The sequence below is a fragment of the Pseudobacteriovorax antillogorgiicola genome (assembly GCF_900177345.1).
Classification (GTDB): Bacteria; Bdellovibrionota_B; Oligoflexia; order Oligoflexales; family Oligoflexaceae; genus Pseudobacteriovorax; species Pseudobacteriovorax antillogorgiicola.
In genome coordinates this window covers 314,230-338,469 of record NZ_FWZT01000005.1, presented here as the reverse complement: position 1 = coordinate 338,469, position 24,240 = coordinate 314,230, and the positions used below count along the sequence as shown (strand labels likewise).

22 protein-coding genes are annotated in these 24,240 nt (G+C 46.5%); 10 read left to right on the top strand and 12 right to left on the bottom strand.

The features are described 5' to 3' along the window. Window positions 1-76: 76 nt before the first annotated feature. Genes B9N89_RS09230 through B9N89_RS09215 form a run of 4 tightly spaced genes read left to right on the top strand, consistent with a single transcriptional unit; the run spans window position 77 to window position 2,307 of the window. Window positions 77-466, top strand: a complete 390-nt coding sequence (locus tag B9N89_RS09230; protein WP_132317113.1) for a hypothetical protein — start codon at window positions 77-79, stop codon at window positions 464-466. Then, window positions 457-735, top strand: coding sequence for a hypothetical protein (locus tag B9N89_RS09225; protein ID WP_132317115.1), 279 nt, complete (start codon window positions 457-459; stop codon window positions 733-735). Before B9N89_RS09230 ends, B9N89_RS09225 begins: the two co-directional genes overlap by 10 nt. After that, the gene (locus B9N89_RS09220; protein ID WP_132317117.1) at window positions 729-1,124 is read left to right on the top strand and encodes a hypothetical protein; all 396 of its coding nucleotides are present in this window, start codon (window positions 729-731) and stop codon (window positions 1,122-1,124) included. Before B9N89_RS09225 ends, B9N89_RS09220 begins: the two co-directional genes overlap by 7 nt. Beyond that, window positions 1,117-2,307 carry a hypothetical protein gene (locus tag B9N89_RS09215; RefSeq protein WP_132317119.1) on the top strand — a complete coding sequence of 397 codons (1,191 nt, stop codon included), beginning with the start codon at window positions 1,117-1,119 and terminating at the stop codon, window positions 2,305-2,307. The genes B9N89_RS09220 and B9N89_RS09215 overlap by 8 nt, the downstream gene beginning before the upstream one ends. Here the strand turns inward: B9N89_RS09215 and epmA are convergent. From epmA to B9N89_RS09200, 3 genes are read right to left on the bottom strand one after another with little or no spacing between them, the layout of a single operon-like run. Then, on the bottom strand, window positions 2,261-3,262 hold the full coding sequence (gene epmA / locus B9N89_RS09210) for an EF-P lysine aminoacylase EpmA (RefSeq protein ID WP_132317121.1): 1,002 nt from the start codon (window positions 3,260-3,262) through the stop codon (window positions 2,261-2,263). The two genes, B9N89_RS09215 and epmA, sit on opposite strands and share 47 nt — an antisense overlap. Beyond that, window positions 3,255-5,684 carry a Lon protease family protein gene (locus B9N89_RS09205; protein WP_132317123.1) on the bottom strand — a complete coding sequence of 810 codons (2,430 nt, stop codon included), beginning with the start codon at window positions 5,682-5,684 and terminating at the stop codon, window positions 3,255-3,257. The genes epmA and B9N89_RS09205 overlap by 8 nt, the downstream gene beginning before the upstream one ends. Before the next feature lie 60 nt (window positions 5,685-5,744). Continuing rightward, on the bottom strand, window positions 5,745-6,455 hold the full coding sequence (locus B9N89_RS09200) for a hypothetical protein (protein WP_132317125.1): 711 nt from the start codon (window positions 6,453-6,455) through the stop codon (window positions 5,745-5,747). Between the two features lie 683 nt (window positions 6,456-7,138). Here B9N89_RS09200 and B9N89_RS09195 point away from each other — a divergent pair. The 3 genes from B9N89_RS09195 to B9N89_RS09185 all read left to right on the top strand — a co-directional run bounded on the left by B9N89_RS09195 (window position 7,139) and on the right by B9N89_RS09185 (window position 11,352). Next, window positions 7,139-7,654 (top strand): HAMP domain-containing protein, encoded by a 516-nt coding sequence (locus tag B9N89_RS09195; RefSeq protein WP_132317127.1) that lies wholly within the window; start codon window positions 7,139-7,141, stop codon window positions 7,652-7,654. Between the two features lie 167 nt (window positions 7,655-7,821). After that, window positions 7,822-8,883 (top strand): dual-specificity RNA methyltransferase RlmN, encoded by a 1,062-nt coding sequence (rlmN, locus tag B9N89_RS09190; RefSeq protein ID WP_132317129.1) that lies wholly within the window; start codon window positions 7,822-7,824, stop codon window positions 8,881-8,883. A gap of 204 nt (window positions 8,884-9,087) precedes the next feature. Next, window positions 9,088-11,352, top strand: coding sequence for a DUF342 domain-containing protein (locus tag B9N89_RS09185; protein WP_132317131.1), 2,265 nt, complete (start codon window positions 9,088-9,090; stop codon window positions 11,350-11,352). Between the two features lie 70 nt (window positions 11,353-11,422). Here B9N89_RS09185 and B9N89_RS09180 read toward each other — a convergent pair whose 3' ends face one another. Continuing rightward, the gene (locus B9N89_RS09180; RefSeq protein ID WP_132317133.1) at window positions 11,423-12,139 is read right to left on the bottom strand and encodes a PilZ domain-containing protein; all 717 of its coding nucleotides are present in this window, start codon (window positions 12,137-12,139) and stop codon (window positions 11,423-11,425) included. Between the two features lie 177 nt (window positions 12,140-12,316). Here B9N89_RS09180 and B9N89_RS09175 point away from each other — a divergent pair, with 177 nt between their 5' ends. Next, a complete protein-coding gene (locus B9N89_RS09175) occupies window positions 12,317-13,066 on the top strand; it encodes a TlyA family RNA methyltransferase (protein WP_159455258.1) in 750 nt (249 codons plus the stop codon). Between the two features lie 24 nt (window positions 13,067-13,090). Here the strand turns inward: B9N89_RS09175 and B9N89_RS32145 are convergent, their stop codons facing one another. Both B9N89_RS32145 and B9N89_RS32140 read right to left on the bottom strand, forming a co-directional pair. After that, window positions 13,091-14,260, bottom strand: coding sequence for a 7TM diverse intracellular signaling domain-containing protein (locus tag B9N89_RS32145; RefSeq protein WP_132317137.1), 1,170 nt, complete (start codon window positions 14,258-14,260; stop codon window positions 13,091-13,093). Next, complete coding sequence (locus B9N89_RS32140) at window positions 14,142-14,999, bottom strand: 7TM diverse intracellular signaling domain-containing protein (RefSeq protein WP_159455257.1); 858 nt, start codon at window positions 14,997-14,999, stop codon at window positions 14,142-14,144. The genes B9N89_RS32145 and B9N89_RS32140 overlap by 119 nt, the downstream gene beginning before the upstream one ends. A 134-nt stretch (window positions 15,000-15,133) precedes the next feature. Here B9N89_RS32140 and B9N89_RS09160 point away from each other — a divergent pair, with 134 nt between their 5' ends. Both B9N89_RS09160 and B9N89_RS09155 read left to right on the top strand, forming a co-directional pair. Continuing rightward, window positions 15,134-15,556, top strand: a complete 423-nt coding sequence (locus B9N89_RS09160) for an MAPEG family protein (RefSeq protein ID WP_132317141.1) — start codon at window positions 15,134-15,136, stop codon at window positions 15,554-15,556. A 103-nt stretch (window positions 15,557-15,659) separates the two neighbouring features. Continuing rightward, window positions 15,660-17,018 carry a hypothetical protein gene (locus B9N89_RS09155; RefSeq protein WP_132317143.1) on the top strand — a complete coding sequence of 453 codons (1,359 nt, stop codon included), beginning with the start codon at window positions 15,660-15,662 and terminating at the stop codon, window positions 17,016-17,018. Between the two features lie 159 nt (window positions 17,019-17,177). Here B9N89_RS09155 and B9N89_RS09150 read toward each other — a convergent pair whose 3' ends face one another. From B9N89_RS09150 to B9N89_RS09125, 6 genes are all read right to left on the bottom strand, one after another. After that, on the bottom strand, window positions 17,178-18,623 hold the full coding sequence (locus tag B9N89_RS09150; RefSeq protein ID WP_132317145.1) for a leucyl aminopeptidase family protein: 1,446 nt from the start codon (window positions 18,621-18,623) through the stop codon (window positions 17,178-17,180). Window positions 18,624-18,646: 23 nt separating this feature from the next. Beyond that, window positions 18,647-19,489: a phosphoserine phosphatase SerB gene (gene serB / locus B9N89_RS09145; RefSeq protein WP_132317147.1), complete on the bottom strand. Its 843-nt coding sequence runs from the start codon at window positions 19,487-19,489 to the stop codon at window positions 18,647-18,649. A 359-nt stretch (window positions 19,490-19,848) separates the two neighbouring features. Then, on the bottom strand, window positions 19,849-20,763 hold the full coding sequence (locus B9N89_RS09140; RefSeq protein ID WP_132317149.1) for a LysR family transcriptional regulator: 915 nt from the start codon (window positions 20,761-20,763) through the stop codon (window positions 19,849-19,851). A 39-nt stretch (window positions 20,764-20,802) separates the two neighbouring features. Continuing rightward, window positions 20,803-21,066 carry a hypothetical protein gene (locus B9N89_RS09135; protein WP_132317151.1) on the bottom strand — a complete coding sequence of 88 codons (264 nt, stop codon included), beginning with the start codon at window positions 21,064-21,066 and terminating at the stop codon, window positions 20,803-20,805. A 235-nt stretch (window positions 21,067-21,301) separates the two neighbouring features. Continuing rightward, a complete protein-coding gene (locus B9N89_RS09130; RefSeq protein ID WP_132317153.1) occupies window positions 21,302-22,822 on the bottom strand; it encodes a DUF4301 family protein in 1,521 nt (506 codons plus the stop codon). After that, window positions 22,798-24,087, bottom strand: a complete 1,290-nt coding sequence (locus B9N89_RS09125; RefSeq protein ID WP_132317155.1) for a HEAT repeat domain-containing protein — start codon at window positions 24,085-24,087, stop codon at window positions 22,798-22,800. The genes B9N89_RS09130 and B9N89_RS09125 overlap by 25 nt, the downstream gene beginning before the upstream one ends. Window positions 24,088-24,240 lie beyond the last annotated feature (153 nt).

Sequence of the window (24,240 nt, the reverse complement as noted above, 5' to 3'; positions counted from 1 at the left end):
GCACCTTTCTATGGAAGTCTCTTAGCTCCAGCCAATGTCCGTCGTCAATGAGTATTGGGCAAGGTATGGATGAGCCATGAGAGTTTTTATGGTTTTCGTTGCAACATCTATTCTGACGGGTCTTGGTCTTCGGATCAACAAGGAACTGGATAATAGCTTTGCGCTTATGTTGGCAGATTTTGAACGTCAGCATCAGATTCAGTTCTGTGCCCGTTGGCGGGAAGCTAGCGTGAACATCAAGGATGCGTCCCAGTTTGCACAGCAGCGCTTAGCATTGGATCAAGAGGAGCAAGATTGGGTGAACGATTTTTACGTTGAGTGGTTATCTCATTGGGAAACTTCAGTGGATGAAATATGCCGGTTACCATGCGTCACCTGGCTAGAGAACTACGAAGAAAATCCAACTTTAGGAGAACGCTACCCTAACACTAGGGTTCGTTGGCGCGAGGAGCTATCATGCCTCTAGGAACATTATTTGGAGCTGCTTGGCTTCAGCTGATGGTTTACCTTTTTCTAGCTGCCTTGTCTCTCGGCTACCAGAAAGGCCAAGACCTCCTCACGACACTTGAAGGAGGTCTTCATATGGACGTTTTGGAGATAGAGCTATTTGATACCAAATTTTCAAGCTATGTACCCCGACTCGACTACGGAGCCTATACCCGTGGCAAAGACAGCCTTGCCTTATGTCTACTTCATGACGGCGATCTTCAAAAGGAGGTGCCGTGGAAATGTTGAAGATCTTTACTCTAGGGCACATCAGTCCTATGGCAACCCACCTCATCTGCTTTATCTTGGGGATGTCGATGCTTTTTATCCACAGTGACGATGAAAAGAAAGGGCCTTGGCAAGGAGTTCGGGTGAGCCTTCGCCGAACTCAGGTACCAAAAAACGTCAGCTTTCAAATGTTTCTGGTGAAGAAATTCCGAGGTGAGATATGCCTTGTTAGCTTTGATCCCGTTCTCTTTGATCCAGGGCCTACAGAGTCACCCAGTGTTCTCCTACCAAGAAAGGAACAGTCTTTGCCTTGGGTTCGAGGATTAGTCAGCGGCAAGGTTAAACTTCAGTCTCAACGAGAGGGCTTGCCCCTGTGCAGCGAATTAGAAGGGCGGATTCGCTATGGCTAGACTGATCCTATTGATTTGGACTTTATGTGCCTCACAAGCACAAAGTTTAGAGATGAGCGCGGGGCAAACAAAAACTATGGTGTTTTCGGGCGGTGGACTTTTAAAAGTATCCCGCAAGGGTGTGATTGAAATCGAGCCACTTAAGAACAATGTATATCGGATCTATGCATTGAAAAAGGGGATTGTGACCATAAGCCACACGATTCATGATGAGTTGCAATCTAAAACCCTTATTATGGTGCAGAGCCGTGCAGCTTCAAAACCACAGGTCTTTCAATCTCCTTGGGATCATTTTTTGTGCGAGCACCCGGGCATCCAATGTGATAAAAAACGTCAAATTATAGCCGGTGAAACCAGTTCTTGGAGTTGGTTTGAGCAGGCCAGGGAGAGGTGTCGGAAAAAGATGCCCTGCCTGTTCAATGTGAGACTTAATTCAAAGGGGAAGGAAAACTTGATCCAGGCAGTTGGTGTTACTAGTCATGCTGGGTTAGAGGCTTCATCTGACGGTTACCTCACAGCAACGCAGGGCTGTGACGAATTAAAAAAACTCCTAGGAGCTCAGAAAACGGTTAGATTTCGGTGCTTGGAATCCACCGAGAACTTGATGATACGAAGTTACATCTACTGGCTAAAGCGAGATGATGTGGATCAGTTGGGTTTTGATCCCTGGGGAGTGATGGGGCAAAACCTTCTTAAAACAAATCATCATCGCCTCCAAGCCTACATTGAATCCCAGAAGCGATCTCTTAGTGGTGAACCAGAAATCCGCGTGACCTTAGGGTCTGTGGCAAGTGCGCGTCACGGTTTTGATGTTGTGATTCCAGGCAAGGAAGTGGAGACCAAGGTCCTCAAAGGAGGTGTTGAGGTCATTGTTCAGCCTATTCGAGCCAAGGAAGGTCGCGTTCTGCTTGATATAGAGTCTGTGCTTCGCTTGCCAAGCGGCAGTGATAGTCGCTTCGAAGCAAGTCGCATGCAAACTAAAGTCTGGGCCACCTTTGGTCAGCGACTGCGGGTTGGTACTTTGACCATCGACAATGACCACTGGATGCAAGGGCGCAATAGCTTGTTTGATGGAGTCCCAATCCTTTCTCCCCTGTTTCGTGATACTAGCTCCGGCCAGGGTCAAGCGACCCTGTTTATGGAGCTTCAAGTGGAAAGATCGGGTTCTCTCGGAAGGGGATGATGCTATCAATGGAGTCCAGGCCAAGAAGAATTGCTAGCAAGCGATCAAAGCCGAGGGCATTACCGCAACTCTCTGGGATTCCCTTGTTAACTGCATCTACAAAGCAATCATCGATTGGCACCGCTTGCTTACTTAGAGTCTGACGAACGTGATTGCTATCGTGAATGCGTCGGATATTATCTTGGGGTGATGTCAGCTCCTGAAAGGCATTGGATAACTCGATGCCTTTGATGTAAAGCTCGAACCGCTTGGCAACCCCTTGCTCGACGGTGGCCAAGGCGGCTTGGGAGGCTGGGTAGTCATATAGAAATACGGCCTCAAATTCCGCCAGGCAAGGTTCCACGGCATCAAGCATGATCTTGAAGAAGCTAGTTTCAAAATCATCGTCGGGGCGAATTGAAACGAAATTTTTTCTATTAGCCTTCTCGGCCAGGTCAGGGTCTTGGTCGATGAGTTCGATTCCAGCAAACCGTTCAAACGCTTCGGCCACAGTCAAGGCTTCAATTTTTGATGGAAGTGTGATGACAGAATAACCCTCGGTCTGAAGCATCCTATGGCTGTAGCGAACGAGCTCTTCTGTTTGTTGCATGAAGTCTTCATAGCTGATCCCAGCTTCATACCATTCAAGCATAGTGAATTCTGGGTGGTGCCAGGCAGATGCTTCCCCTCCATTGCGAAAGCAGCGTCCCAGGTGGTAGATACGATCCAACCCTTGTGCTAAAGCTTGCTTCAGATGAAGCTCTGGGCTTGATCTTAGAAAGCGTTGGTGAGATTGCAGCTGGAAGTCTAGCCAGGACGTCTCAAAATAGTCGAGGTGTACTTCGGTGCCGGGAGTCGGCACGATGATCGGAGTATCTACCTCAATATAGTCGCGCTTGTGAAAAAAGTTCTCGATAGCGCGTTTTAGTGTATAGCGGGAGTAGTAGCACTCCTTAAAACTGAGAGCTTTAGTCATCTTTCTTCTCACGTTCCTCAATTTCTTTCAGTTTGTTCTGGATATTGGCGAGAGCGCTGCCTTTGGGAAATACATCAAGATAGAATGGAATCTCTTCAGTTCCTAGGGAGACGCCTGTGGCTAGTTCAAAGGCTTCAGAAACGTGTTTGATGGGATAAACCTTCAGCTTGCCTGTTTTGATACCCTCACGAGCCTCCTTGTGCAGCATGAGGTTTTTCTGATTTTGGTGAGGAATCATTATGATGTAGTGATCGGAGTTGCCGATTTCGAGACAGGTTTTGAAGAACCCTTCGATTTTCTCATTGATACCACCGACTGGCTGCACTTCCCCTAGCTGATTGATTGAACCAGTGATAGCTAAGTTTTGCTTGATGGCTACACCACTCAAGGCTGAAATAACGCACACTAGTTCTGCGACCGACGCGCTGTCACCATCGATCATGCCGTAGTTTTGTTCAAAGCAAAGGCTTGCCACCAGACCGTGTTTTCTTTGTCGTGACAGTAGCGCGTTGAGGATGCCGGTAAGAATGAAGACACCCTTGTCATGAATCTTTCCAGAAAGGCTACTCTGTCGTTCAATATTCAGAATGCCACCATCACCAATTGATGTGGTACAGGTGATGCGGCCTATTTTGCCAAATGCATAGTCGCCATAGTCGTAGACTGCTAGGCCATTGATCGCTCCTATGGCTGTACCATCCACCTTGGTTAAAATATCACCCTCACGAATCATTTTCATCAATTGCTCTTCATAGAGATTGAGACGGTAATACTTTTCATTTAAGGCGTCTTCCACGTCTAAACGTTTGATGGTTCGTGACCCTCGTTCTTTGGCGATGAAGTGGGCTTCGATAGTAAGATCTTTGATAGCGGAAAACTGTGTTGATAGTTGGCTTTGATCTTCAACCAGTCTCGTGCCATGCTCGACTATCGCGCAGACCGCAGACCGATCGAATGGCAGGAGTCCTTCTTTTTGGCTACGGGTAGCTATGAATGAGGCGTAGCTCTTGATATTCTTCTTACTTCGCTCCATTTTGTAGTCGAAGTCTGCCTTGATCTTAAAGATGCGATGGAACTCCTCATCCTCATGAAAAAGAATGTGGTAAATATCATCAGTGCCGATCAAAATCACTTTTAAATCCAAGGGAATAGGGTCTGGGCGGAGCCCCGATGTTGGGAGCAAAGAGTATTGCTCTCCCATGTCTTCAATAAAGCCCTGTCTATTCTTAAGCACTCTCTTTAACGTTTCCCAGATATTACCAGTGCGAAAAATATCGAGGACATTGAGCACCAAATAGCCCCCATTTGCACGATGTATTGAACCTGATTTGACCATGGTGAAATCGGTAAGGTACATGCCATGCTCGACATTCTTTTCGATCTTGCCAAAGAGGTTATAGTAGGTTGGGTTATTCTCGATAATGACGGGCGCACCTTCACTCTTACTATTATCGATGAAAACATTAACCTTGTACTTATTGAAGCGATCTCTTTCTTCATGGAGGAAAGAGAGGTCAGATTCTTCCTTTTCCTCATCTTCAGCAAAATCTAAAAGGTGCTCCTTCACATCATCACGAAACTGCTTGAGATAATCGACAAGCTCGGGGTTGTCTTCGTGCTCGTCCAGATACTCGTCGACAAGGGAGGATACAATTTGATCTCCGATCGCATCTCTTAAGTTTTCTATGTGATCGCGCGCCTCTTTATCGATGGCGCGTACCTTTCGAGCGAAGTCGAGGACTTCAGGCTCAAACTCGCTTCGTCGCTGCTCGATCAGCCCGCGATCGGCCTCACTGAGTTTACTGTAGTCTTTTTCAGATAAGGGGCGGCCGTCTACTACAGGTATGGTTTCGATGCCAGCGCGGGTGGATTTAATTACAAAGTCTTTGGTCTTGCCCAGCTTTTCTAATTCGCCGTATAGCTTAGATTTTGCTTCGTTGGCACTAGAGTATAGTGAGTTGACAGCGTTTTCGTAGTCTTCACTCTGCAAGGCGAGAGGAATCTCCTCTCGAAGCATTTTGAGGAGTTTCTCCATCGATTTCTTGAAGCGGCGGCCATCGCCCGATGGTACTGCCACAGCACGTGGTGACTCCGAGTTCTGAAAATTATAGAGATAGAGCCAATCGCATGGAGTGGGGGCATTTTGTGACCATTCTTCAAGAAACTTTTTGATCACGCTGGTCTTGCCGGTACCTTCGATTCCAGCAACGTATATATTATATCCTGGGTGCTGGATTCCAAGGCCCATGTGAATAGCTCGGGTCGCACGATCTTGAGAATAGATTTCGTGTGATGCCTTCAATTCCTTTGTATTTCTAAAGGTAAACTGGCTAGGGCTACAGGTGCAAAAAACATCTTTGACCGTGAGTGCCTTTGGTTTGTGAGATTTGGTTTTAGTAGGTTTAGGCTTTACAACTTTCAAGTGGGACTCCCCAGTGACTTAACTAGAGAGTCAAGGGGTCACCCCCGGGTGACTCTCTCATTAAAGATAGACATCCATAACCGCCTCAAGCCTTAGCTCCCCCGCGACCTCATTCAGCTTGTCTGATAAATCAAACTCCATTGCCGAAGGCTTTAACATGAGGAAAAGGTTTGTTAGGAAGTGTTCACCTTTGCCACGGGGTTCCGAAAGGAAATAGTCACCGTAAGCGTCCAGAAAGTCAAGGGCATCCTCGATGGTTTCGCCACTAGGACGACTGATCAAATGCTGGATACCGCGCTTTAACCACTGAGACAATTCTTGAAAGTTAATCTTCTCTTTGATGCCCAAACGCAGGCATTCATTGCAAAGATTGACTTTAAGCTCGGTAGGAATTTTCTTGTGATGAATACCATAGAAATAGTTCACTGTTTTATAGGCTGCACGCCAGTTCTTGGTGGTTTCCATCACCCGAATCTTTGCCATAGTGGTGTCGTAGGCATCAATTGCTGACTGGATCTCCAGTTTTTCGCGCTGCTTCATGGCTTCGATCTCGGGTCGATACCGATCCTTCAGCAACGCAAAGGCCTTATTGATTTCATTGAACGTCATAGGGTCATGGACATCAAGGCTCTTACCGAGGGCATCGGATAAGAAATCGACAACGTAGGGGACTTTTGCCTTAGTTTTATCGGCAATCTGTACGATGCTCCACTTTACATTGTCAGGCCAGATCTTAAGAACCTTCTCGAGTTCTAGCAAAAAATCTAGCATACCTAGACTCCTCTGTTCGAATTTTTAGACAAAAAGACCCACAGCTAGCAGACATTTGCTAAACCAAGGTGACATGATTTGTGATGAGTTCTTAAATTAATTTACTTGGCGTGGTGAGGAAATGCAAAAAAAATGACGTATTTTGTTTGGATTGACGTACAGGAAATTAGGGCAGGTATCTTTAAGGACACGCAGAATCTCTACAGCCTTGGGGTTTTTTATAATGGCTCGTCTGAGTGGTTGTTTGAGCAACCATAGAACAGGCGGGGCGTACCGACTTCGGCAAGACGCCGAAACGCGAGGATCTTTGATCCTCGCTATGGCAAAATATATCTTGGAAGTCGCCCACAATTGCGTGAGGGCTGAGCTAAGCGGGTAGCTCAGATTATCCCTTACTTGGTGCGTAATGCGCGACGAAGTCTCATCATTCTGCGCTTTTTACGACCTACTTTTCTGCGACCTTTGGAATGCTTTCTTTTATGTCTAGAACCGTGCAATGCTATGTCTCCAAGAGATGGTTAGTCAACGGAATAAAGGAAATTATAGACGTTTTATGAAAAAGGCAAGACGTTTCTAAGTGACCGAGGGCAATTTACGTGTATGTCATTAGGGTAGTAACGTGATTCTAAAGACTTGCGGAAGGCAACCGAAGAGGGACTAGGATCATAGCTTAGGAGAGACCGTTGAAAAAAAATGTCATAACAAGGCCGAACCGGAACTTGAAGGCTGTCCTGATCGAACCTTTCAAGCAAATGAAATTAGGCATCTACGTGATTGCGGTGTCATTAACCTTCACGGCTCTGACCGCCCTGGTGTTTCTGAATGCCTTCTTCGAACAATATCAGCATGTGATGGAAATGTTCCAGATCGTGGACCCGAAGAATCAGTATGAGATGGTGACCAATGACGTTTTCTACAAAAATGCTGTACGTATTGGCATACTTCTGGTGAGCTTTATCGTCGTTACTCTATCTGTCGTATTTCACGTGACTCACAAATACTATGGACCTTTGGTTTCCATCAATCGATTCGTGGATGGAGTCACCAAGGGGGATTACTCTCAAAGGGTGGTCATCCGACGGGGAGACGAGCTACAGGACTTAGCCCACTCTCTTAATAAGATGGCAGAAACCTTGCAAAAAAGACATGGTATTCCCATCGATGACGTTCCGGCGAAGGAAGGTAAGGGGGCTGGCTAGCTGAAGTGAGTCGTAAAGGCTTGCTAGCTGAATAGACCCCTAGAATCCCACCAGATGGCTCCGCGGGCTCAACCGAACCCCTTACCACTACGATTTGTCTTGAACTTTCCTAGGGACTTGATTAGTTTTTGCCTCTTGATTCGTTTTGACTTAGTGACGAGGGGCTCGTGCAGGATTTTTTCGATTTTAGCCGTCAGCAACTACAAGGGCTTTGTAGCGAACGATTTTCTGTGCCTATTTTACATGCTGATACCCTCTTCCGCGAGGCTTACAAAGCTTTCTTATCGCATCCCTGGCAGGCATCTCAGTTGCCAAAGAAGCTCCAAGAGACGATGAGCGTAGAGTTTTCTACGGAGGCTGTTCGAGCTGATCAGGAACGTCTATCTCGTTACGATCATTCAGTGAAGTTTTTGGCTAAGTTAGGCGATGGCGAATTGGTCGAGACTGTCCTCATGCCGGAAAGAGGCCGGGTTACCGTTTGTATTTCGAGTCAGGTAGGGTGTGCCCAGGCTTGTACGTTTTGCTACACCGGTCGAATGGGCCTGAAAAGAAATCTCTCTGCCGGTGAGATTGTTGGCCAAGTGATGATGGCCAACAGCTGGATTAGGCAGCATCCAGGGTGGCTATCAAAGCTAGGCTACCCAGAAGGAACCCTAATCACAAATGTGGTGTTTATGGGAATGGGTGAACCACTTGACAATGTTGAAAACGTGAGCCGATCATTAGATATACTAAACGACCCGCTAGGCTTAAACCTATCTCTTCGCCGTATCTCAGTCTCCACCGCGGGGCACTTGGATGGAATTAAAGAGATCCTTCGTCTACAACCCAAAGTAACCCTAGCATTGAGCCTTCATGCGAGCACGGAACGGGAGCGGTCTCAGCTGATGCCGATCAATCGCAAGTGGCCGATCACAGAGGTCTTAGCCTTCCTAAAGAAGCAGTACGCAGGCACTAAGAAAAGTATTCTAATCCAATATACGGTGATTCATGGTGTGAACGATTCCCTAGAGCATGCTGCCCGCTTGGTGGAACTGCTGCGAGGATTACCCATTAAGCTTAATCTTATCCCCTTGAATGACGTCGAGCCAACCCGTTTTACAGCACCTGATCCTGCGAGGTTAGAGGCGTTCCGAGATTTCGTTCACCAAAATCAGGTCCGAGTTATGATCCGATACAGCAAAGGTCAGGATATTGGAGCGGCTTGCGGCCAGCTTGTGGTGCAGTGAGCGATCTTCAAAGCTCAAAGCCGATCTTATTTCACAGTTCATCTGAAAGCAGTAAATATTTATAATAACTTCATATTTTCCCGTCAAGAGCTTTGCCGTAGCCTCTAAGGGCTTGGTTCCAAAACACTTTCCATAAAATTAAGGCTTTGCGTACCGATAAATCATTAGGATGTCTCGTGAACGGTATGGCTTGCTAGTAATTTTATGGATATCAAGCTCAGCTACAACCAAAGCAACTTTCGTATCCGGCTGACGCTACAGGTCAAGCATGCCCACGATTCAAAAAATGACCCACATGTCTTTCTGAAGAAAACTATAAATAAGCTCGGTCAGCTCATAGATGACGGTGATATTGACCTCTACTATGTGTTCGAGCACCAATTTCTTCATTTCTGGTCGGTACTTAAGAACCAAACACCAAGTGACAAAATTGTTAATTTTGATCTGGGATTTGGGGCCAAGCTGCTGTCTATCGAATTGGGACCTAGTTCTGCTAAGGCTCTAACTACGATTCGAAAAATAGACCCTCCGGATAAGGATACTCCCTACGAAGGCTTCATGGTCAACATCATGTCCCAGCTGAAACAGAGGGAGCTAGATGAGAGCGTTGCTGATCTAAGTCTGCGCTCTGCGTATTATCGATGGACTCACCAGTGCTTGAAGCTTCCATTTCCATTGTTTGCTAAGAAAACAAAAACTCCACAATCCATTGATGTCTCTGCAACGATTAATCGAAGCTTGAAGGAAGCCTATCTCTACGTTGCTCATAGCTCCTTTTTCCAAGATACAGATGGACTTAAAGAACTCTATAGCAAGGCGAAGTCTATTTTCAAAAAAATCCAAAAGCAGTTGCCTCAAGCTAGCTTTCTAGGCCCTGATATCATGAAGGAAATGAAAGAAGAGCAGTTCGGGCTTGCGGCACTTGGGGCAGAACTACCCAAAGTATTCCTCCTAGCTATAGAAGCGAGCCAAAGAAGGCCAGCAAGCAAGTCTAAAGTGAAGGCTCGGACCGTTGAAAAGATTCACAAGGCCAAAGTTCCTAAGAATAGCTTGTTTAAAATCAAATTTTTAAACAACGATCTAGAAGCCAGGATCGAAGCCGTTCATCCCAAAGTCAAGTCGCAAACCTTTATTCTCAGCCGTAAGGACTTAGTTGCTGAATTAAAGAATCATGGAATCGCTTCCGGCTATGATAAGCATGTTGATCAGGTTCTAAGTGCATTCGATTTAAAGCATGATCTAAAGAATATGGTGGTTGCTACGGGGCGTGCTCCTGAGCTAGGAAGCAAACCTTACATCTATGAGACTTATAAGGATTCGGGTTTGGTTGAGCAAGATGCTCATATGGACATTGATATGAGAGATGCTCAGAGTCGGGTTGTGGTAGATCCAGGTGATGTGATTGCAGAGATACGATATGAGGACGGCAAGCCAGGGCTTGATGTCTTTGGCAACTTCATTCATGCGACCCAGGATGATCCTAAACTCAAGGTGAGGCCAGGTGATAATGTTGAAAAAGATGAACACGGCCGGTTCGTATCGCTGATTCACGGTATGCCATCGTTTAGCCATCGGCTGGTGGATGTCTCTCCCATTCTGATACACAAGGGTGATGTGAATCTAAGTTCGGGAAACCTAGAGTTTGATGGATCTGCGGAAATTAAAGGTAATATTGAAAGTGGAGCGACTGTAAATGTGACTGAAAATCTATTGGTCACAGGCACAATAGGTCAGGCTTCTGTTCGCTGCGGCCGCAATCTTACCGTCAAGGGTGGAATTGTCTCTACCGAGAGGGGGTTGATCCAGGTTCGTGGCAAGCTCGTTGCAGGATTCGTTGAAAACTCGCGAATCATCACTATGGGCGATATGATTGTCAGCCAGTCAGTGATGAATAGCAATATTATCGTTGGGGGCAACCTGAAAATCGTTGCCCCGAAAACAGGAATTCTCGGTGGTGGTATGGTCAGTGTTCGCAATCGCTTGATCACCGGCAATCTGGGATTTGACGATGGCAAAATCACGGTTTGCCGGGTTGGAGCTGATTGGAAAATTGAGTCGAAAATTGCTATCAATGAGGCTCGCCTTCATCGGATGGAGTCTGCTGAGGATAAGGAATCAAAGAACTTTAAGGAAGCAAAGTCGAAAGAGCAGAGGCGACTGGCCCGTAAAGGCAGATCGTCGGATGAGATTAAAAAGAGACTTGATCGAATCGGCGGTATCAAGCGCAAGATCGAACGACGGCTTAAAAATCTACAAACTCAACTTACTTGGAATCGCGACAGCATAATCATTGTCCAAAACTTACTTAGCTCAAATGTCGATTTGATGGTCGGTGGTAAAGGAGTGATGGTGAGTGAGGAAATCAAAGAAGTGATGGTTACTTATCACAAGATTCGAGACGGGCGAATCAATCCTCTCGACTTTCTGAAGGATTTCGAGGACCGAATTGGTCGTAACCTTGCATCATGAATCGAGAGTTCAAAAATAGCCTGATGAGAGGCTTGCAAATCTCAAATTAGAATATATAGTTGGTTGGCATCTATAGGTAGTAGACCAGCTTTGGATCATCATTCTGGCTCTTAAGAATATACTTTTCGAGCCTCTTTTGTGAGTCACCCTTAAAACCCTTAAAGCGGACTCCTAGACCAGCAGCTCGCTCTCGCTTGCGATCGGCCTCGATCTTTCGAACCACTTCCCCTTCCACGCGGATTGGCTTCTTATAACCCGGAATTGAAAAGCTCATATCGAGGACCGTGCCCGATGGCAAATTTTGTTCGGTGGATAGAAGAATACCAGACTTGGAGATATCTTGGATGGGGCAGTTCACGTCTTCCCCTTCAAAATTGAATGCTACTGATCCACCGTGTGTGACTCGATCGGTGTCGCGGATCTGCTCATCGAGAAGGTTACGGAGCTTTTCGATGAAGTACTGGCGAGGTATGGGTTGCTCTATAAATAAGTCAGGACCTAGTTCCTTTTTTAGAATCTTCTTTGGAACATTCTGAACGCTGGTAAATACCACAGGGATATTGCGACTGCGTTTGATGTGCTCGCAGGTTGCTACGCTATCGACTTCTTTGTAATCATAGTTAATCACAAGGATATTGATCTCTTGCTCTGACAAGATCCTCTCGGCTTCCGCATAGGAAGAAACATGGATGATCTGGGCACCGATCTTCCGATAACCAGCCTTATCGAGATCAGAGGTGATCCGCTTCTCATCAATGGATAAAATCTTGAGAGTACTTTTGGACATTGGCTCTAGCTCCTAAAAGAGATCATCAGACAGAATTAAGCTCTGGGTATGTCAGAGGTAGGATCGGATTTTTTGGGAAAGCCATTAGAAATATTTTTACACTTGTTTTATCCGTTTGAAATCTTTTGCTTTGTTGTGTATACCGAAGTGACGCAAAGAGGATTAAGCGGTAGGAAAATGGGTCAAAAATTACAAAAAGTCAAACTTTACGAAGCCTTAGTCGAACGAGGTCTTGCGGAATCTCATAGTCAAGCCAAGGCTCTAATCATGGCTGGCAAGGTGGTGGTCGATGACCAGAGAGCTGACAAGGCTGGCCAAGTGGTGGAATCTTCTACGCAGATTCGGATCAAAGGGCAGACTGATCAGTTCGTGTCCCGTGGAGGATGGAAGCTTCAAGGAGCTTTGGCAGATTTTTCGCTGCTGAATCAAGTGCCAGGAATGACAGCTCTTGATGTGGGTGCCTCAACCGGAGGGTTCACAGATTGCCTTCTTCAGGCAGGGGCAGACAAAGTCTATGCACTCGATGTGGGTACCAATCAGCTTGCCTGGTCTTTACGTCAAGATCCACGGGTTGTATCAATGGAGAAAACCGACATTCGTCGGATTGAATCACCGATTGATGAGAAGATCTCCCTTGTTGTCGCTGATATCAGCTTTAACTCATTACGGCGTTTGCTTCCTTCAATGTTAAAATCGTGCCCCAACAAGGGTGTTACCTTTCTCCTATTGGTGAAGCCTCAGTTTGAGCTGGATGCTAAAGACATTCCCTCGGGTGGGGTTGTTAACGATGACGAACTCAGGCAACAAGCATTGCTTCAGGTGCGCCATGGTTTAGATAAGCTTGGCATTCACCAAGTAGAGGCCAAAGATTGCCGGTTGGCGGGGCGCACAGGGAACCGAGAAATCTTTATTTGCTTTAAGATTTAAGGGCCTAAGGCTTGTGCTTTTGGGTTAGGACGCTTGATTTCGTTTTAAGCCTGACGGGCGCCTCTCAAGCCAGTAAAGTAGTTTAGCTCGCCGATCACCATGGATGCTGTAGTTGAGAGTCTCTACATTAAGACACTCAAATTCCTTTTGCTGCTCGTCGCTTAACTCGTCGTAAACCTTGTCTTGAATTGTTAAAATATGACAGTCGTTTTTAGCAGAAAATAGATCTTTTCGCACCCGTTCATACCGATTGGCAGAAATGACTGCTGGTCCGTAAACATCGTACTCCACCGCTCCTGTAACGGGGTAGCGACCTTCAATAACACCAAATGCGATACCGATAGAGCAGAAAACTTGATCACTTAGATCATGCTCATCCACATGAGCTTGAAACTCTCGAATGAAGTCCTCTGCAAGGGTAACTGCAGAACTAGGGATGCCTAGCTCTTCTCCGGTCTCGAAGGGAAATCCTACCGAGCACAGGAAACCATCTCCCATCTCTTTAATCCTATAAGCTCTAGCTGTTAGCTGGCTAGCATCGTAGCCTTGGTCCATAATTTTCACGCAGCGCTTGATTCCTGCTTCTAAAAACCGGTCTCTGTATGGGATAGCTATGTTTGAACTCTCAATAATATCAAAACACAGCACACAGGCTTTGGCTTTACCCGTAGGCATCGTAGTTTCAAGTTCACGACCGGCCTTAATTTGTTGGATTTGATGAGGGTAAAATACTTTTTTCAATTGTTCAAAAGCATGAACATTAGCTTCAATTGCCTGTCTTTCTGCCAGACGTACCTTTTCACCAAGAGCAAAGGAGAAGAAGCAGATTTCAAGAGCAAAGCCAAAGACCATACCATAACTTAAGATATTAAACTCTCCAGACTTGAGACTTATCAGAGAGGCTAAAACGCCTAGGAAAAAGATACTCCAGCCTAGAATAAGATAGATTGCTGGTGAATAGCGATCCCAAGCACAACGGATACTCAGTAGGGTGCAGACTAGCAGCGAGGCTGGAGCGCTGATAAACATATAGTCGACCTTCTGAAAAATCATGGTTAAAGAACCAAGCCCCACATCAACGGCTATCATAGTAAAAACCATAGTTTTCCAGATACGATGCTTGTTTTGTAAGGGAAGACTTTGATAACAGAACCAAAGCAAAGATATAGTTGACACCGTCGACCAAAAACCCATCTTGGGCACGCTCCAAATCAAATTTGGGCACGCTCCAAATCAAATCCCCATTGATATAGGAAAGGGTAGTTAAGGTCGCGATGCTGTATATGATGTAGTAAAGAAAGTAGGATTTTCGAAAGAATAGAAACATCCCCAAGTTATAAAGAGCCATGATGCCTACAACACCTAAAACAGCCGCGTTGATAGCCTCTTCGGTAGTGGTGATCTCAATCATGGAGTGAAGGTCGCGGATAGTGGCGCTTCCTACTTTACCAGTCATAGTTCCATCACCGTGGCGGAAGCCTACAATCAAGGAATCTCCTGTGGGTACCTCTCCGAAAAACACATCATGGTCACTGGGAAATCTGGTGAGGGGGAGGGCGCTCTGAGGATTTTTTAAGTGATCTAAGATGTAGCCACCAGATTCAGTGAATTGAGAACCCCAGCGCACATAAACTGTCTGTGGTTTACCTGAGAGGTTGCGAATGTAGTAGGCGAAGTAAAAGTATCGATCTGCTTCAATATAGAAATAATCGCTTAATCTGAATGCTCCATCTCGAATGACTTGCATAACTTCGTCAGCAGGGAGCTTATCATCAAAGTTGCCGATGTAGTAGTCATTGATCTGCCTAATAAAAAAGCGATCTCGGACATCGGCTTCGATAGTAAATGTAGGCTCGCGAAACTCACCAGCAAATGATGAGCTTGTGAGGTCGAGGGTAATCAACAGGCCAAAGATGAGTATGAGTCGACTCACAAAAACCGTCCTAAAAAAGTTTCGTCCCATCTTCATCGGGGGCTTGGTATGAGGCTTGATAAAAACTTGCGTTTTCCTTGAAAAAAAGGAGGCTTAAATTCATAATGGCCCCTCGATCTTGGCTATGATCAACCATGGCCGAGAGTATTTATTGGGGAGGTCTCGTGCTTACAGGATTTTATGCAGGTCTGCTGGCTTGCCTATACATGAAAATGTCATTAGATACCATCGCAGCTCGTCGCAAGCATCAGGTTTCCTTAGGAACTGGTCAAGGGGAAGAGATTGTTGGTGTTGTCAGTGCACACCTGAACTTTGCGTCGTACGTTCCATTACTACTAATACTTCTTTACCTTGTCGAGATCAGTAATCAGGTGCCTGCCTGGGTCTGTCACCCCATTGGAATTGCGATTTTTGCTGGTCGGGTACTTCACTACCGGGCCTTGATTCAAGATAAGATGAATTTCAAATGGCGGGTTGTGGGAATGCACTTGACCCTGTGGCCCCTGCTGACTCTTGGCATACTCTGTGTGTATTCGTTTTTAATGAGCCTCTTTTGAATTTGGAACCTTCGTGTTTAAGTGCTGTCTCTGTCTGAGCAACCTCCATATATTCAGCTTCATTCCAGCGGGTTTCAAGGACTCATGGCTGAAGTCTTTGTTCATGACGTCACTTCTTTCCTTGCTGATCTCCTCTTGTGGAACGTTGGCTGGCAGAAAGCAATTTGTTTCTGTGGACACCAATCATCGTCCCAATTGGTTTCAGCTTGGGTCGGGAGAACACTTTCAAGCTCCTCAGGTCTTAGAGCTGACTCGCGATAGTTCTTGGACGTTTAAGCAAGGTTCGCGGTCGATGTCAGTATCTTGTAAACCTCGGTGGGCTGGTTCCATTTTGCCAAATCTCGGCTTAACTTTGGTAAGTTTGCTGCAAGGAGATGTCTCCGGCTTAGGGTTGCTCGCTACAGATTGGTATACAGGGGCGATGTGGGACTGCCCTACCTACCTTCACCTTTATACCAATCATAGAGACCTATCAGAGGCCTATTGCCCCAACTACCTTGTTCTACCACCAGCCCATGAGGATGAGTTGGTCGGAGATCAGTTGGTAGAGTATTGGATCGAGAAGCAGGACCAGGGTGCTCCGTGTCCTCGCTATGTATTCAACGATCAGATTAAGTACGAATTGTCTTTGCTAAATTTCAGCTTCGATGAGTCACTCAACCCGAGCTTACTTGGTGGTCAGCATCTGCTACAAATAGCCTTTAACCAGAATGCCAATGGTGTTGTGTTCCTAAATATCGATCCTGAGAATCCACTTCTTCATGGTCGATATTTTGATATTCATAAAAATAGAGTTGTCGCGGAATCCAGCACACCCCTTGGGAGCTTGAATGACGGCAAGAGTCGGAAAGAAAATCATTTCTTAAATCTTGCCCTTAGCTTGTTTCCGAACTCTTTATTATACGAAGCTCCCAATCGCATCTGGGATACATTTTCACACGAGAATTTGGATGAGAAGTATAACCTCCCGAGGTTCATGTCTGGCTTTGGAGTCACGAGAATCAACCATCCCCGTGGGTTTGATGCCTGGGACTTGATTCTTGATGACTACGTGTCTGCGAGGACACACTTCTACCAATTGAGCTATGAGCAAGGCAGTAACCCCGAAAGCCTCCACGAGGTACTTGATTTGGGCGCTATGCTTTATTTCTCTATCGGTCCAACCCTTTTTACCCCAGTGGGTAGTTTTGGACTTCATTTTCAAGGAGGACCTACATTTCAATGGGTGAAAGTGGATGATAAGGTGTCGTCGGGGCTAACTTTGGCTGTGGGGTCTCACTTTTTCTATCGGGCCTTTGTTACAGAAGACGTCTTTATCAACCTGCGTGTCACTGACTCCCAGTTGAAGCGACCCATTGTAAATAATGGAATCTATAATAGCGACTTTCCACTAGAAAGCGCACTTGGTATTGGCTGGTTTTTGCCTCAAGGGCGTTGGTTGACTCGCCGTCTTTTGGACTAGTGCTTAGTCAAGTTGAATTCTCGGCCATACGTGCGGAGTACGGTGACGAGCGAGTGACAAAGTCAACAACGCCGAGGCTTCAAACCGACTAGGCGCTAGTGCAAATGAAAGAAAGGAAAGGCAGGCTCTGGGCCTGCCTGGAGTCGGAGACTTGAATTTCTACAGGTTCTCTACAATTTCAAACATCAGCGCTACTCCAAAGCCAGACCCGAGACCACCAACGAATGAAGGACCGGCAAGATCTATGTGAAGCCAAGGTGTTTCGGTGTCTTCAATATGGTTATGAATGAACTGAGCGGCGCAGCTAGATTGAGCGTTCATTCGATTTTTCACCGAGTTTTTCATATCGGCGACCTTGCTACTAAATTCAGCTTTGAAGAATTCTGGAGCGAAGGGAAGAGGTGATACCAAGTCTCCAGAAGACTTGCCTGCTTTCATAGCGAGATCTTCAACCTTATCTTCATTGCTGACAACTCCGGCATGGAGCAGACCAGTTGCAATCATTTGTGCTCCCGTTAGGGTGGCAGCATCAACAACGAGATCGAGTTCATAGGTCCGGGCCGCGTAGGATACGCAGTCAGCGAGCACAATGCGACCTTCAGCATCGGTATTGTTGATCTCCACTGTTTTGCCGGAGTGCATGGTGATGATGTCGTCATTCTTGTAGGCCTCTGGTCCAATGGCATTTTCAACAAGGCCGAGGATGGCGATGACTCGATGAGAACACTTGGCATCTACTAGTGATTTAAAGGCACCGACCACTGCGGCTGCGCCACCCATATCAGATTTCATGCCCACCATGTTACCCTGGATCTTAAGGCTCAATCCTCCAGTGTCGTAGGTCACGCCCTTGCCAATAAGAGCCACAGTTTTAGAGGCTTTGCTAGGCTTGTAATCTAAGATCAACATTCGAGGGGCCTCAACCGCGCATTTGCCAACGGCAAAAATACCGTTAAGCCCTTCCTCAACGAGCTTGCTGCCCTGAATTTCTTTGCTGCTAACAGACTTATTGCCTTTAAATAGGGCTTTGGCAGCAGCAGCGACGGCTTTAGGATTGAAATCGCTGGGAGGAGTGTCCACAGCCATACAAGCCCAGCTAACCCCATCCGCGACGGCACTCACCCGCTTGTTGGGTGCGATCTCGTTTCCAGATGCATCAATAGCGACAACATGAAAGCTCCGCTTTTCGGTATCTCCGGTTTTCTGGGAGTAGAGTCGGACGCGCCGCGCAATAGCGCTGGCAGCAGCAACATAGTGATCTTCCTTATCGAGAACGAGGATGATAGTGCTATTTTCGTGCTTTTCGATGCTTGCGGTATGTTTGTAAACCCATTCCTTCCGGGTGGGGCTATTACCTCGGGAGACTTTTTGAGGCAGAACCGCGAAGCTCACCGTGCGAATGCTTTTATTGGCGGTATAGGAGTTAAAGCATTTGCCGGAAAGTCCTGCTTCAGCTTTCTTCAGCTCCGATGACATCATGCTAAAGAGCTCTTCATCCAATACTTTTTTATAGAGCCCCTTTTTATAGGCTGATTCGCTAGCAACAAACGATAGATGGCTTGCCTTTGCCAAAGCTGATTTCAAGGTCTTGTGGAATTTGAGCATCGTTTCCTCTGTGTGATATGTAATTAATCAATAACCGAAATAAGAGTTTGGTGACTGTCATAGATTGCGCCGTGTGATGGGTCGATCAGAAGAGGCTTGGGGTGGTATCCAATAGCGATTCCAGCCAGCTTCATCATTGGCAAGTCATTGGCACCATCACCGACAACGAGAGTTTCCCATGGTTCGAACCCTTTAAGGCGAGCAGTAGTCTCTAGGAAATTCCTTTTCTCGGCGCCATCCACAATCGTTCCTGATACTGTACCTGTCAGTTGATCGTTGGCTGTGTCTAGGTGATTGGCGTGAACTCCATCAAAGCCTAGTTCTTGCGCAATTCGCTGCGCGAAAGGAATAAAGCCACCGGAAACCAAGTATAGAGCAATCCCTTGCGCCTTTGCATGGCGGCTAAATTCTCTTAAGCCAGGGTTGATGACAAGCCGCTTCTGGACTTGCTCGAAAATACCCGTTGATAGGCCCTTGAGGGTCGCAACTCTCTTGTGCAAGGCCTCTTCGAAATCAAGCTTGCCCGCCATGGCTTCCTCGGTAATCCGATGGACCTCATCACCTTTGCCTGCACATGCAGCAAGCTCGACGATAGTCTCCTGACCAATGGCCGTAGAGTCCATGTCGAAAAACGCTGCTTTGATAGGAGACTCTTGCCAAAGAATGGCAGTGATTCCTTGTTGATTGAGCGTCTTACGCAAATTTTGAGTGGCATCGTCCACGGCATCAGCTTGCCATGAATAAAACACCTGATCATGGATTCCTGTATGTTTTTTTTGGCCACAGTGGCTTGGTACTTGGAAGGCAGCCTGGTTACTAACGATCAGATTCAATCGGGCCATCATGACTCTCTTTAAAAACGTCATACAAACGAAACGACATCCTACCTCAAGCCTAGGAAAAAAGCGATTGCAACGCTATCTGGCTGCTTAGGCCGTGGCTGTTGAGGGAAGGCGTTTGCTGGCAGTTAGGCAAGTGGTAGGACTCATGAGGACGGAACGGGCTAGGCGGATAGGATTGACACAGTAATCGGAAGTAGTGAAAAAGCTGGATGGCGAAAAACAGTTTGTAAGGTGATCCCGTTCCATTTCCTCTGTAAGTTTATATATGTTTTACAAAAAGCAATCCAAAATTCAAAATTAGTTATACTTTATTTTTAAAATTAGCGAAGCTTATGTCCAAGTTTACCCTATCAGACAAGACATGCATGCTATGGCGCCGGTGACTACATTTTGGTTAAGGACTCTGAAATCCACTCATAGCATTGCTGTGCAGCTGCGCCCATAGTGCGCTTTTTAAGGTGAACTACGGAAATGTTGTTCGTCACTTTAGTCTGGCTCGATAATATGGAAATCTGCTTGTTGTGGCTTAGTAAATTTTGAGCTAGATCTTGTGGAACAATAGACGCGCCGATCTCTGCTACTGCTAGAGTGGCTGCCACATTACAATCCATCACTGTTGCTCGAATGTTTGGCTCAGAGATCGTTCGGTTGAAGTTCGCTTGAAACCAGGAGTTGAGAATCGATTCGCTCTCCGTATAGGAAACATAAGGAAGCTTTTCATAGAACTCCATGCTGTGGCGGTAGGGGCCATACTCCTCAAGGATGTTCTTATGGCATATTAACTCAAGGTTCTCAGCAGCAACCGGCCTTTGGATCAAGTAAGAATCTGTAACAAATGAATCTACGAAAGCGAAATCAAGTTGACCTTGAAGGAGCAGCGGTATCATCTCGGACGCTAAACCGTTCCTTAAGTCGAAGCGAACTCCGGGGTAGTCTTTGCCAAATTCCGTGATGATGGGAACGATGGTGTGATTGCCGAAAATAGGTGGAAAACCAATTTTGACTTTGCCTTTAAGAACCTTTTCCTGATTAGAGATCTGTCGTAGCGCCGCTTCTAGATCATCAAGGCGCCGGGAGCATTCGTTGTAAAGTATTTCCGCTTCCGAAGTGGGTATAATGCGCCGGTTGATACGGTCGAAGAGGGTGATCTGAAGGGTTTCTTCAAGAGACTTAATCTGCTGACTGACACCGGATTGAGTGAGATGGAGCTCCTTTGCTGCCTGTGTCATACTGCGAGTGCGGAACACCACTAAAAATATCCGTAAGTAATTCAAGTTTAAGTGGGTCAGCAGGCTCATGGGAACTCGATCTCTTCAAAAATGCTCAGTATTCAACACCTATGGTGCATATAGATTGGCCTCGGACCTTATGCAATAGTAAAAGTGGGCTGCATCAAGAGCGTCGACCCAAATAGTATCGTTGGCATAGTCATAGTGGGCTGCAATCGACTTTTGGTCAATAGCATCTAAAATAATCTCACTATCAAGTTCGTAGAGCGCCGCCATCCCATCGATGGAAAGCTTCTTACCCGAGTAGTCGGCTGGGTTGTGACCAAGCTCGATAAGTGCGGTTTTAAAAGAATCCTTATCCACTTGTGGCATGAACCATCTCCTTGCTAATGAGAAATTCTGTTACTTAGTTATTGTAGACAGATTCTAGGTTGGGCAAAGGGTAAAGCTTGCACAGCAAGGCATTGGCGAATTTTGACGGTTTAGCTCAATTCATTTGAGGGACACTATCGCAAAAAACGGATGAGGATTTAAGACTTAGCCCTAGTGGATGAAAATTGCCTATCACAGGCGGGCAATTTTCATCCAGATGATGTCAAATTCTCGTCTATACCAACCACTCGTCAATGCTATGGTTGCAGGTGTCAGCAGCGGTTTTATGAGGGTTGAAAAGATCTCTGGGAATGGCGGGAAAGATGGCATTGGCCATGATGCTGTTACCGAGCAGTTCGTAAAGTACGGTCTCATGGTAGACAACCGATTCCATCATAAAGTTTTTCTTCGCCATCACCCAGAATGGGGTTGTGTCGCTCAGGTAGATGGAAGGGTCGTCCACCAGTTCGGCTGCCACGAACACGGGATTGAAGTGGGTGGCCTTTTTAGGGTTACCTAAAAAGTTAGCCTTATCATCAGGGCTTGCGTGAGGAACTTCCAGGCAGATCGTGGCTGTACCCCCTTCAATTTCTGCGAATAGAGGGGTCCCGCCCACATCGTGCCCGAGGTTTGGAACTTGGCCCAAGCAGTTTACCGGTCTCTGGTACAAATACTGGATCAACTCCCAATGATCATCGATGCCAAAGATTTCTGGGCATTGATGATTGAAGTGAAAAAGGCCCATTTGCAAGCGGAAAAGGTCCTGCAAGTGAGGTGCTAGCGTCTGGGTGAATGATTCTTGATCCTCAGATATTCTCACCTTCATATCAGCCATCAAAGATATCGCGGCTTGCTTGTAGCTGTCTCGATCTTTGACGTCTATAGCTTGGCGAATTGTTTGAATTCTCTCTAATACCGTTTGGTGGGTTCTTAAAAAGTGGGCTGTTTGATCGATACAAGTAGCACTCGTGCCGGTGATATTGTCGATATTACGAATGAAGATCGAGTGGCCTTGCGGAAACTTTTCCTTGATCTCTGGAAATAACTTGACCAACGTGCCGTGGCCAGCCGGAACTGGAGAGTAGCTGCCATCTTCAAGTTCCAATGGCTCCCCATCAGGTTTGAACCTAATGGTCGATAGCTCAGGCCCTTGCTCGGTGAAGTGAAAAGGTGGTTGGTCTACTGAGACTCGATCTTGGAAGTCTTGTTGTTGACCGGGGGGGGTAACAAAAACTTGGGCTTCCAGGCCCTTGAGTTTTTGGTGCTCCGCAAGCTTGAGATCCAGAAAACTTTCTCCGGTGGCCATACAGGGTTGGAGAGCCTTCGGCAGATTGATGTCTTGAATCATGATCTGGCGGTTGGCAAAGGCAAAATCCGGACCCTGTTCGAGAGCATGATGGACAGACTCAGGGAGAGCCCACTCTTTGGCACCTAAGGCAAGCAAACGATCGATCTCACTGGTTATCTCGTCGATGTTTTCACTTTCAAGAGCCGCTTCGAGGGGACGCAATTCTTTGAAATATCGGGACGCGGCACCAGCAGCGGGAACAAAGGCTACAAAGCCACTGGGCTCCTTCACTAAATTAGCAAGTTCCTTGGGGTCTATGATCCCGCCATTTTCGATGCGACAGGTGTCGATCACCGGAATGTATTCCTTGTGTTGGTTTGCCAGAGACCGTTTAATCTTTCTCTGGTGGCTAAGAATATCTTGGGGGATAAGCCCAAGGGATGTTAGTTTCTGCTCGTCAATCGGCATGGTTTCTCTCGTTGGTTATCGTGGGTTCTGTGGGTTCTTCGCCAATCTTTAAGTGACGATCTAGCTCGCTCGCGAACCTTGATAGAGGGGTCGCCTTTGATGAGCGATTCCAAGTAGTCTTCAATGGCCTTCGAGCTGCCGAACATGCTTAGTGCCCGGCATAGCTCGGACTTCACCCAAGAGCTAAGACGCCTATGAGGTAATACTGACAAAACATCTGCAATACTTCCAGGATTTTCATGGGATAGGCGTGAAAAAAGGCTATAGACAGCCTTCGGGTCAAGGTGATCAAGCTGGCGAGCTAGGATGGGAGCCCCATGCGCAATGTCAATGTTGCTGCGATCGAGAAGCTTCACTTGCACGGGGCCAGGGAGATTGAATAAGTCACTCCATTGGAAGTCTTGCATCTGGCAAGCTGCCCTCTCGGCAATAAGGTCGAGCCCGAGGATACCAAGATGGTAGGTGATGCGCTTACGTGCCCCTTGCACGTAGACGACTTCAGCACTGATCAGCTGATCCAGAACTTTTTTTATCTGGGCCTGATTATGGTCTTTCGTGAGTTCGTCAAAAGTTGTCCCCGACCAACCAATCGCAATCATCACTTCAAAGCAAAGCTCTAAATAGGCTCGGGTCAGGAGATGTTTGCCATGCAGCTCGACCGCCTCTATGAGTGACTTCAGTTTGTAGAGATCAATCACCCAGGGAGTTTCAGCGATCTCTTTCGAAATTTCATCCATGATGCGATGCAAGGTTTCTGTTAATTCGGGAGCAAATACGACCGTATCTTCTAAGCGAGAGTCGTTCAGTTTGGCTGCAGCAAATAGAAGCTCAATGACATTGGTACCAAAGCCAATTTCGGTAACAAGCTGTGACTGGTTGTCGCTGCTGGCGCTTGAAATAAACATTTGAAATAGAAACTCGTAATCGTAGTCTCGCGCTGACCAGCCGGGCTCTGTTGGAATGTAGCTGTGGAGCAGGTCCAAGGCAGATTCTACAACATCCGTCGCGACCTGGCGACTGAGGTGAAACTCGCTGTGGAGATAGTCGATACTTAATTCAGCAAGAACAGGAGCGTGGATCCAGGCTTGATGGCGGAAAAAAATGTAAGACAGGTCCAGTTGAATTGTTTTGATGAGCCCCTGGGGAAATTTTGGGGCTTTTTCTTGCGTTAACTTAAAGCGCACTCGATGGCTAATTTTTTCAATCAGATCCTGGTATTTGTGAGTTCGCAAGAACTCAGCCTTGAAGACAAATTCTTGTAACACGACCCTTGCTCCCAAATGTTTTGCAGGCTGCAATCATTATAGTTCTTCTACGCCTTTTTGGAATTCTAAATCGTCGTAAATTCCTGATTCTTCAATACTGATGGGAATGAACCGACAAGCTAAGGTGAGGGCCTGTATACAGTTGCTAGCAGG

Bases quoted from the DNA above. Each gene is read 5' to 3' on its own strand.
- B9N89_RS09215 (WP_132317119.1), top strand. From the start codon at position 1,117: ATGGCTAGACTGATCCTATTGATTTGGACTTTATGTGCCTCACAAGCA.
- B9N89_RS09160 (WP_132317141.1), top strand. From the start codon at position 15,134: ATGGCCGAGAGTATTTATTGGGGAGGTCTCGTGCTTACAGGATTTTAT.
- B9N89_RS09140 (WP_132317149.1), bottom strand. From the start codon at position 20,763: ATGAGCCTGCTGACCCACTTAAACTTGAATTACTTACGGATATTTTTA.
- B9N89_RS09180 (WP_132317133.1), bottom strand. From the start codon at position 12,139: ATGTCCAAAAGTACTCTCAAGATTTTATCCATTGATGAGAAGCGGATC.
- B9N89_RS09135 (WP_132317151.1), bottom strand. From the start codon at position 21,066: ATGCCACAAGTGGATAAGGATTCTTTTAAAACCGCACTTATCGAGCTT.
- epmA (WP_132317121.1), bottom strand. From the start codon at position 3,262: ATGACTAAAGCTCTCAGTTTTAAGGAGTGCTACTACTCCCGCTATACA.
- B9N89_RS09150 (WP_132317145.1), bottom strand. From the start codon at position 18,623: ATGCTCAAATTCCACAAGACCTTGAAATCAGCTTTGGCAAAGGCAAGC.
- B9N89_RS09130 (WP_132317153.1), bottom strand. From the start codon at position 22,822: ATGCCGATTGACGAGCAGAAACTAACATCCCTTGGGCTTATCCCCCAA.
- B9N89_RS09220 (WP_132317117.1), top strand. From the start codon at position 729: ATGTTGAAGATCTTTACTCTAGGGCACATCAGTCCTATGGCAACCCAC.
- B9N89_RS09175 (WP_159455258.1), top strand. From the start codon at position 12,317: ATGGGTCAAAAATTACAAAAAGTCAAACTTTACGAAGCCTTAGTCGAA.
- B9N89_RS09200 (WP_132317125.1), bottom strand. From the start codon at position 6,455: ATGCTAGATTTTTTGCTAGAACTCGAGAAGGTTCTTAAGATCTGGCCT.
- B9N89_RS32145 (WP_132317137.1), bottom strand. From the start codon at position 14,260: ATGGGTTTTTGGTCGACGGTGTCAACTATATCTTTGCTTTGGTTCTGT.
- B9N89_RS09185 (WP_132317131.1), top strand. From the start codon at position 9,088: ATGGATATCAAGCTCAGCTACAACCAAAGCAACTTTCGTATCCGGCTG.
- serB (WP_132317147.1), bottom strand. From the start codon at position 19,489: ATGACGTTTTTAAAGAGAGTCATGATGGCCCGATTGAATCTGATCGTT.
- B9N89_RS09155 (WP_132317143.1), top strand. From the start codon at position 15,660: ATGACGTCACTTCTTTCCTTGCTGATCTCCTCTTGTGGAACGTTGGCT.
- B9N89_RS09230 (WP_132317113.1), top strand. From the start codon at position 77: ATGAGAGTTTTTATGGTTTTCGTTGCAACATCTATTCTGACGGGTCTT.
- B9N89_RS09225 (WP_132317115.1), top strand. From the start codon at position 457: ATGCCTCTAGGAACATTATTTGGAGCTGCTTGGCTTCAGCTGATGGTT.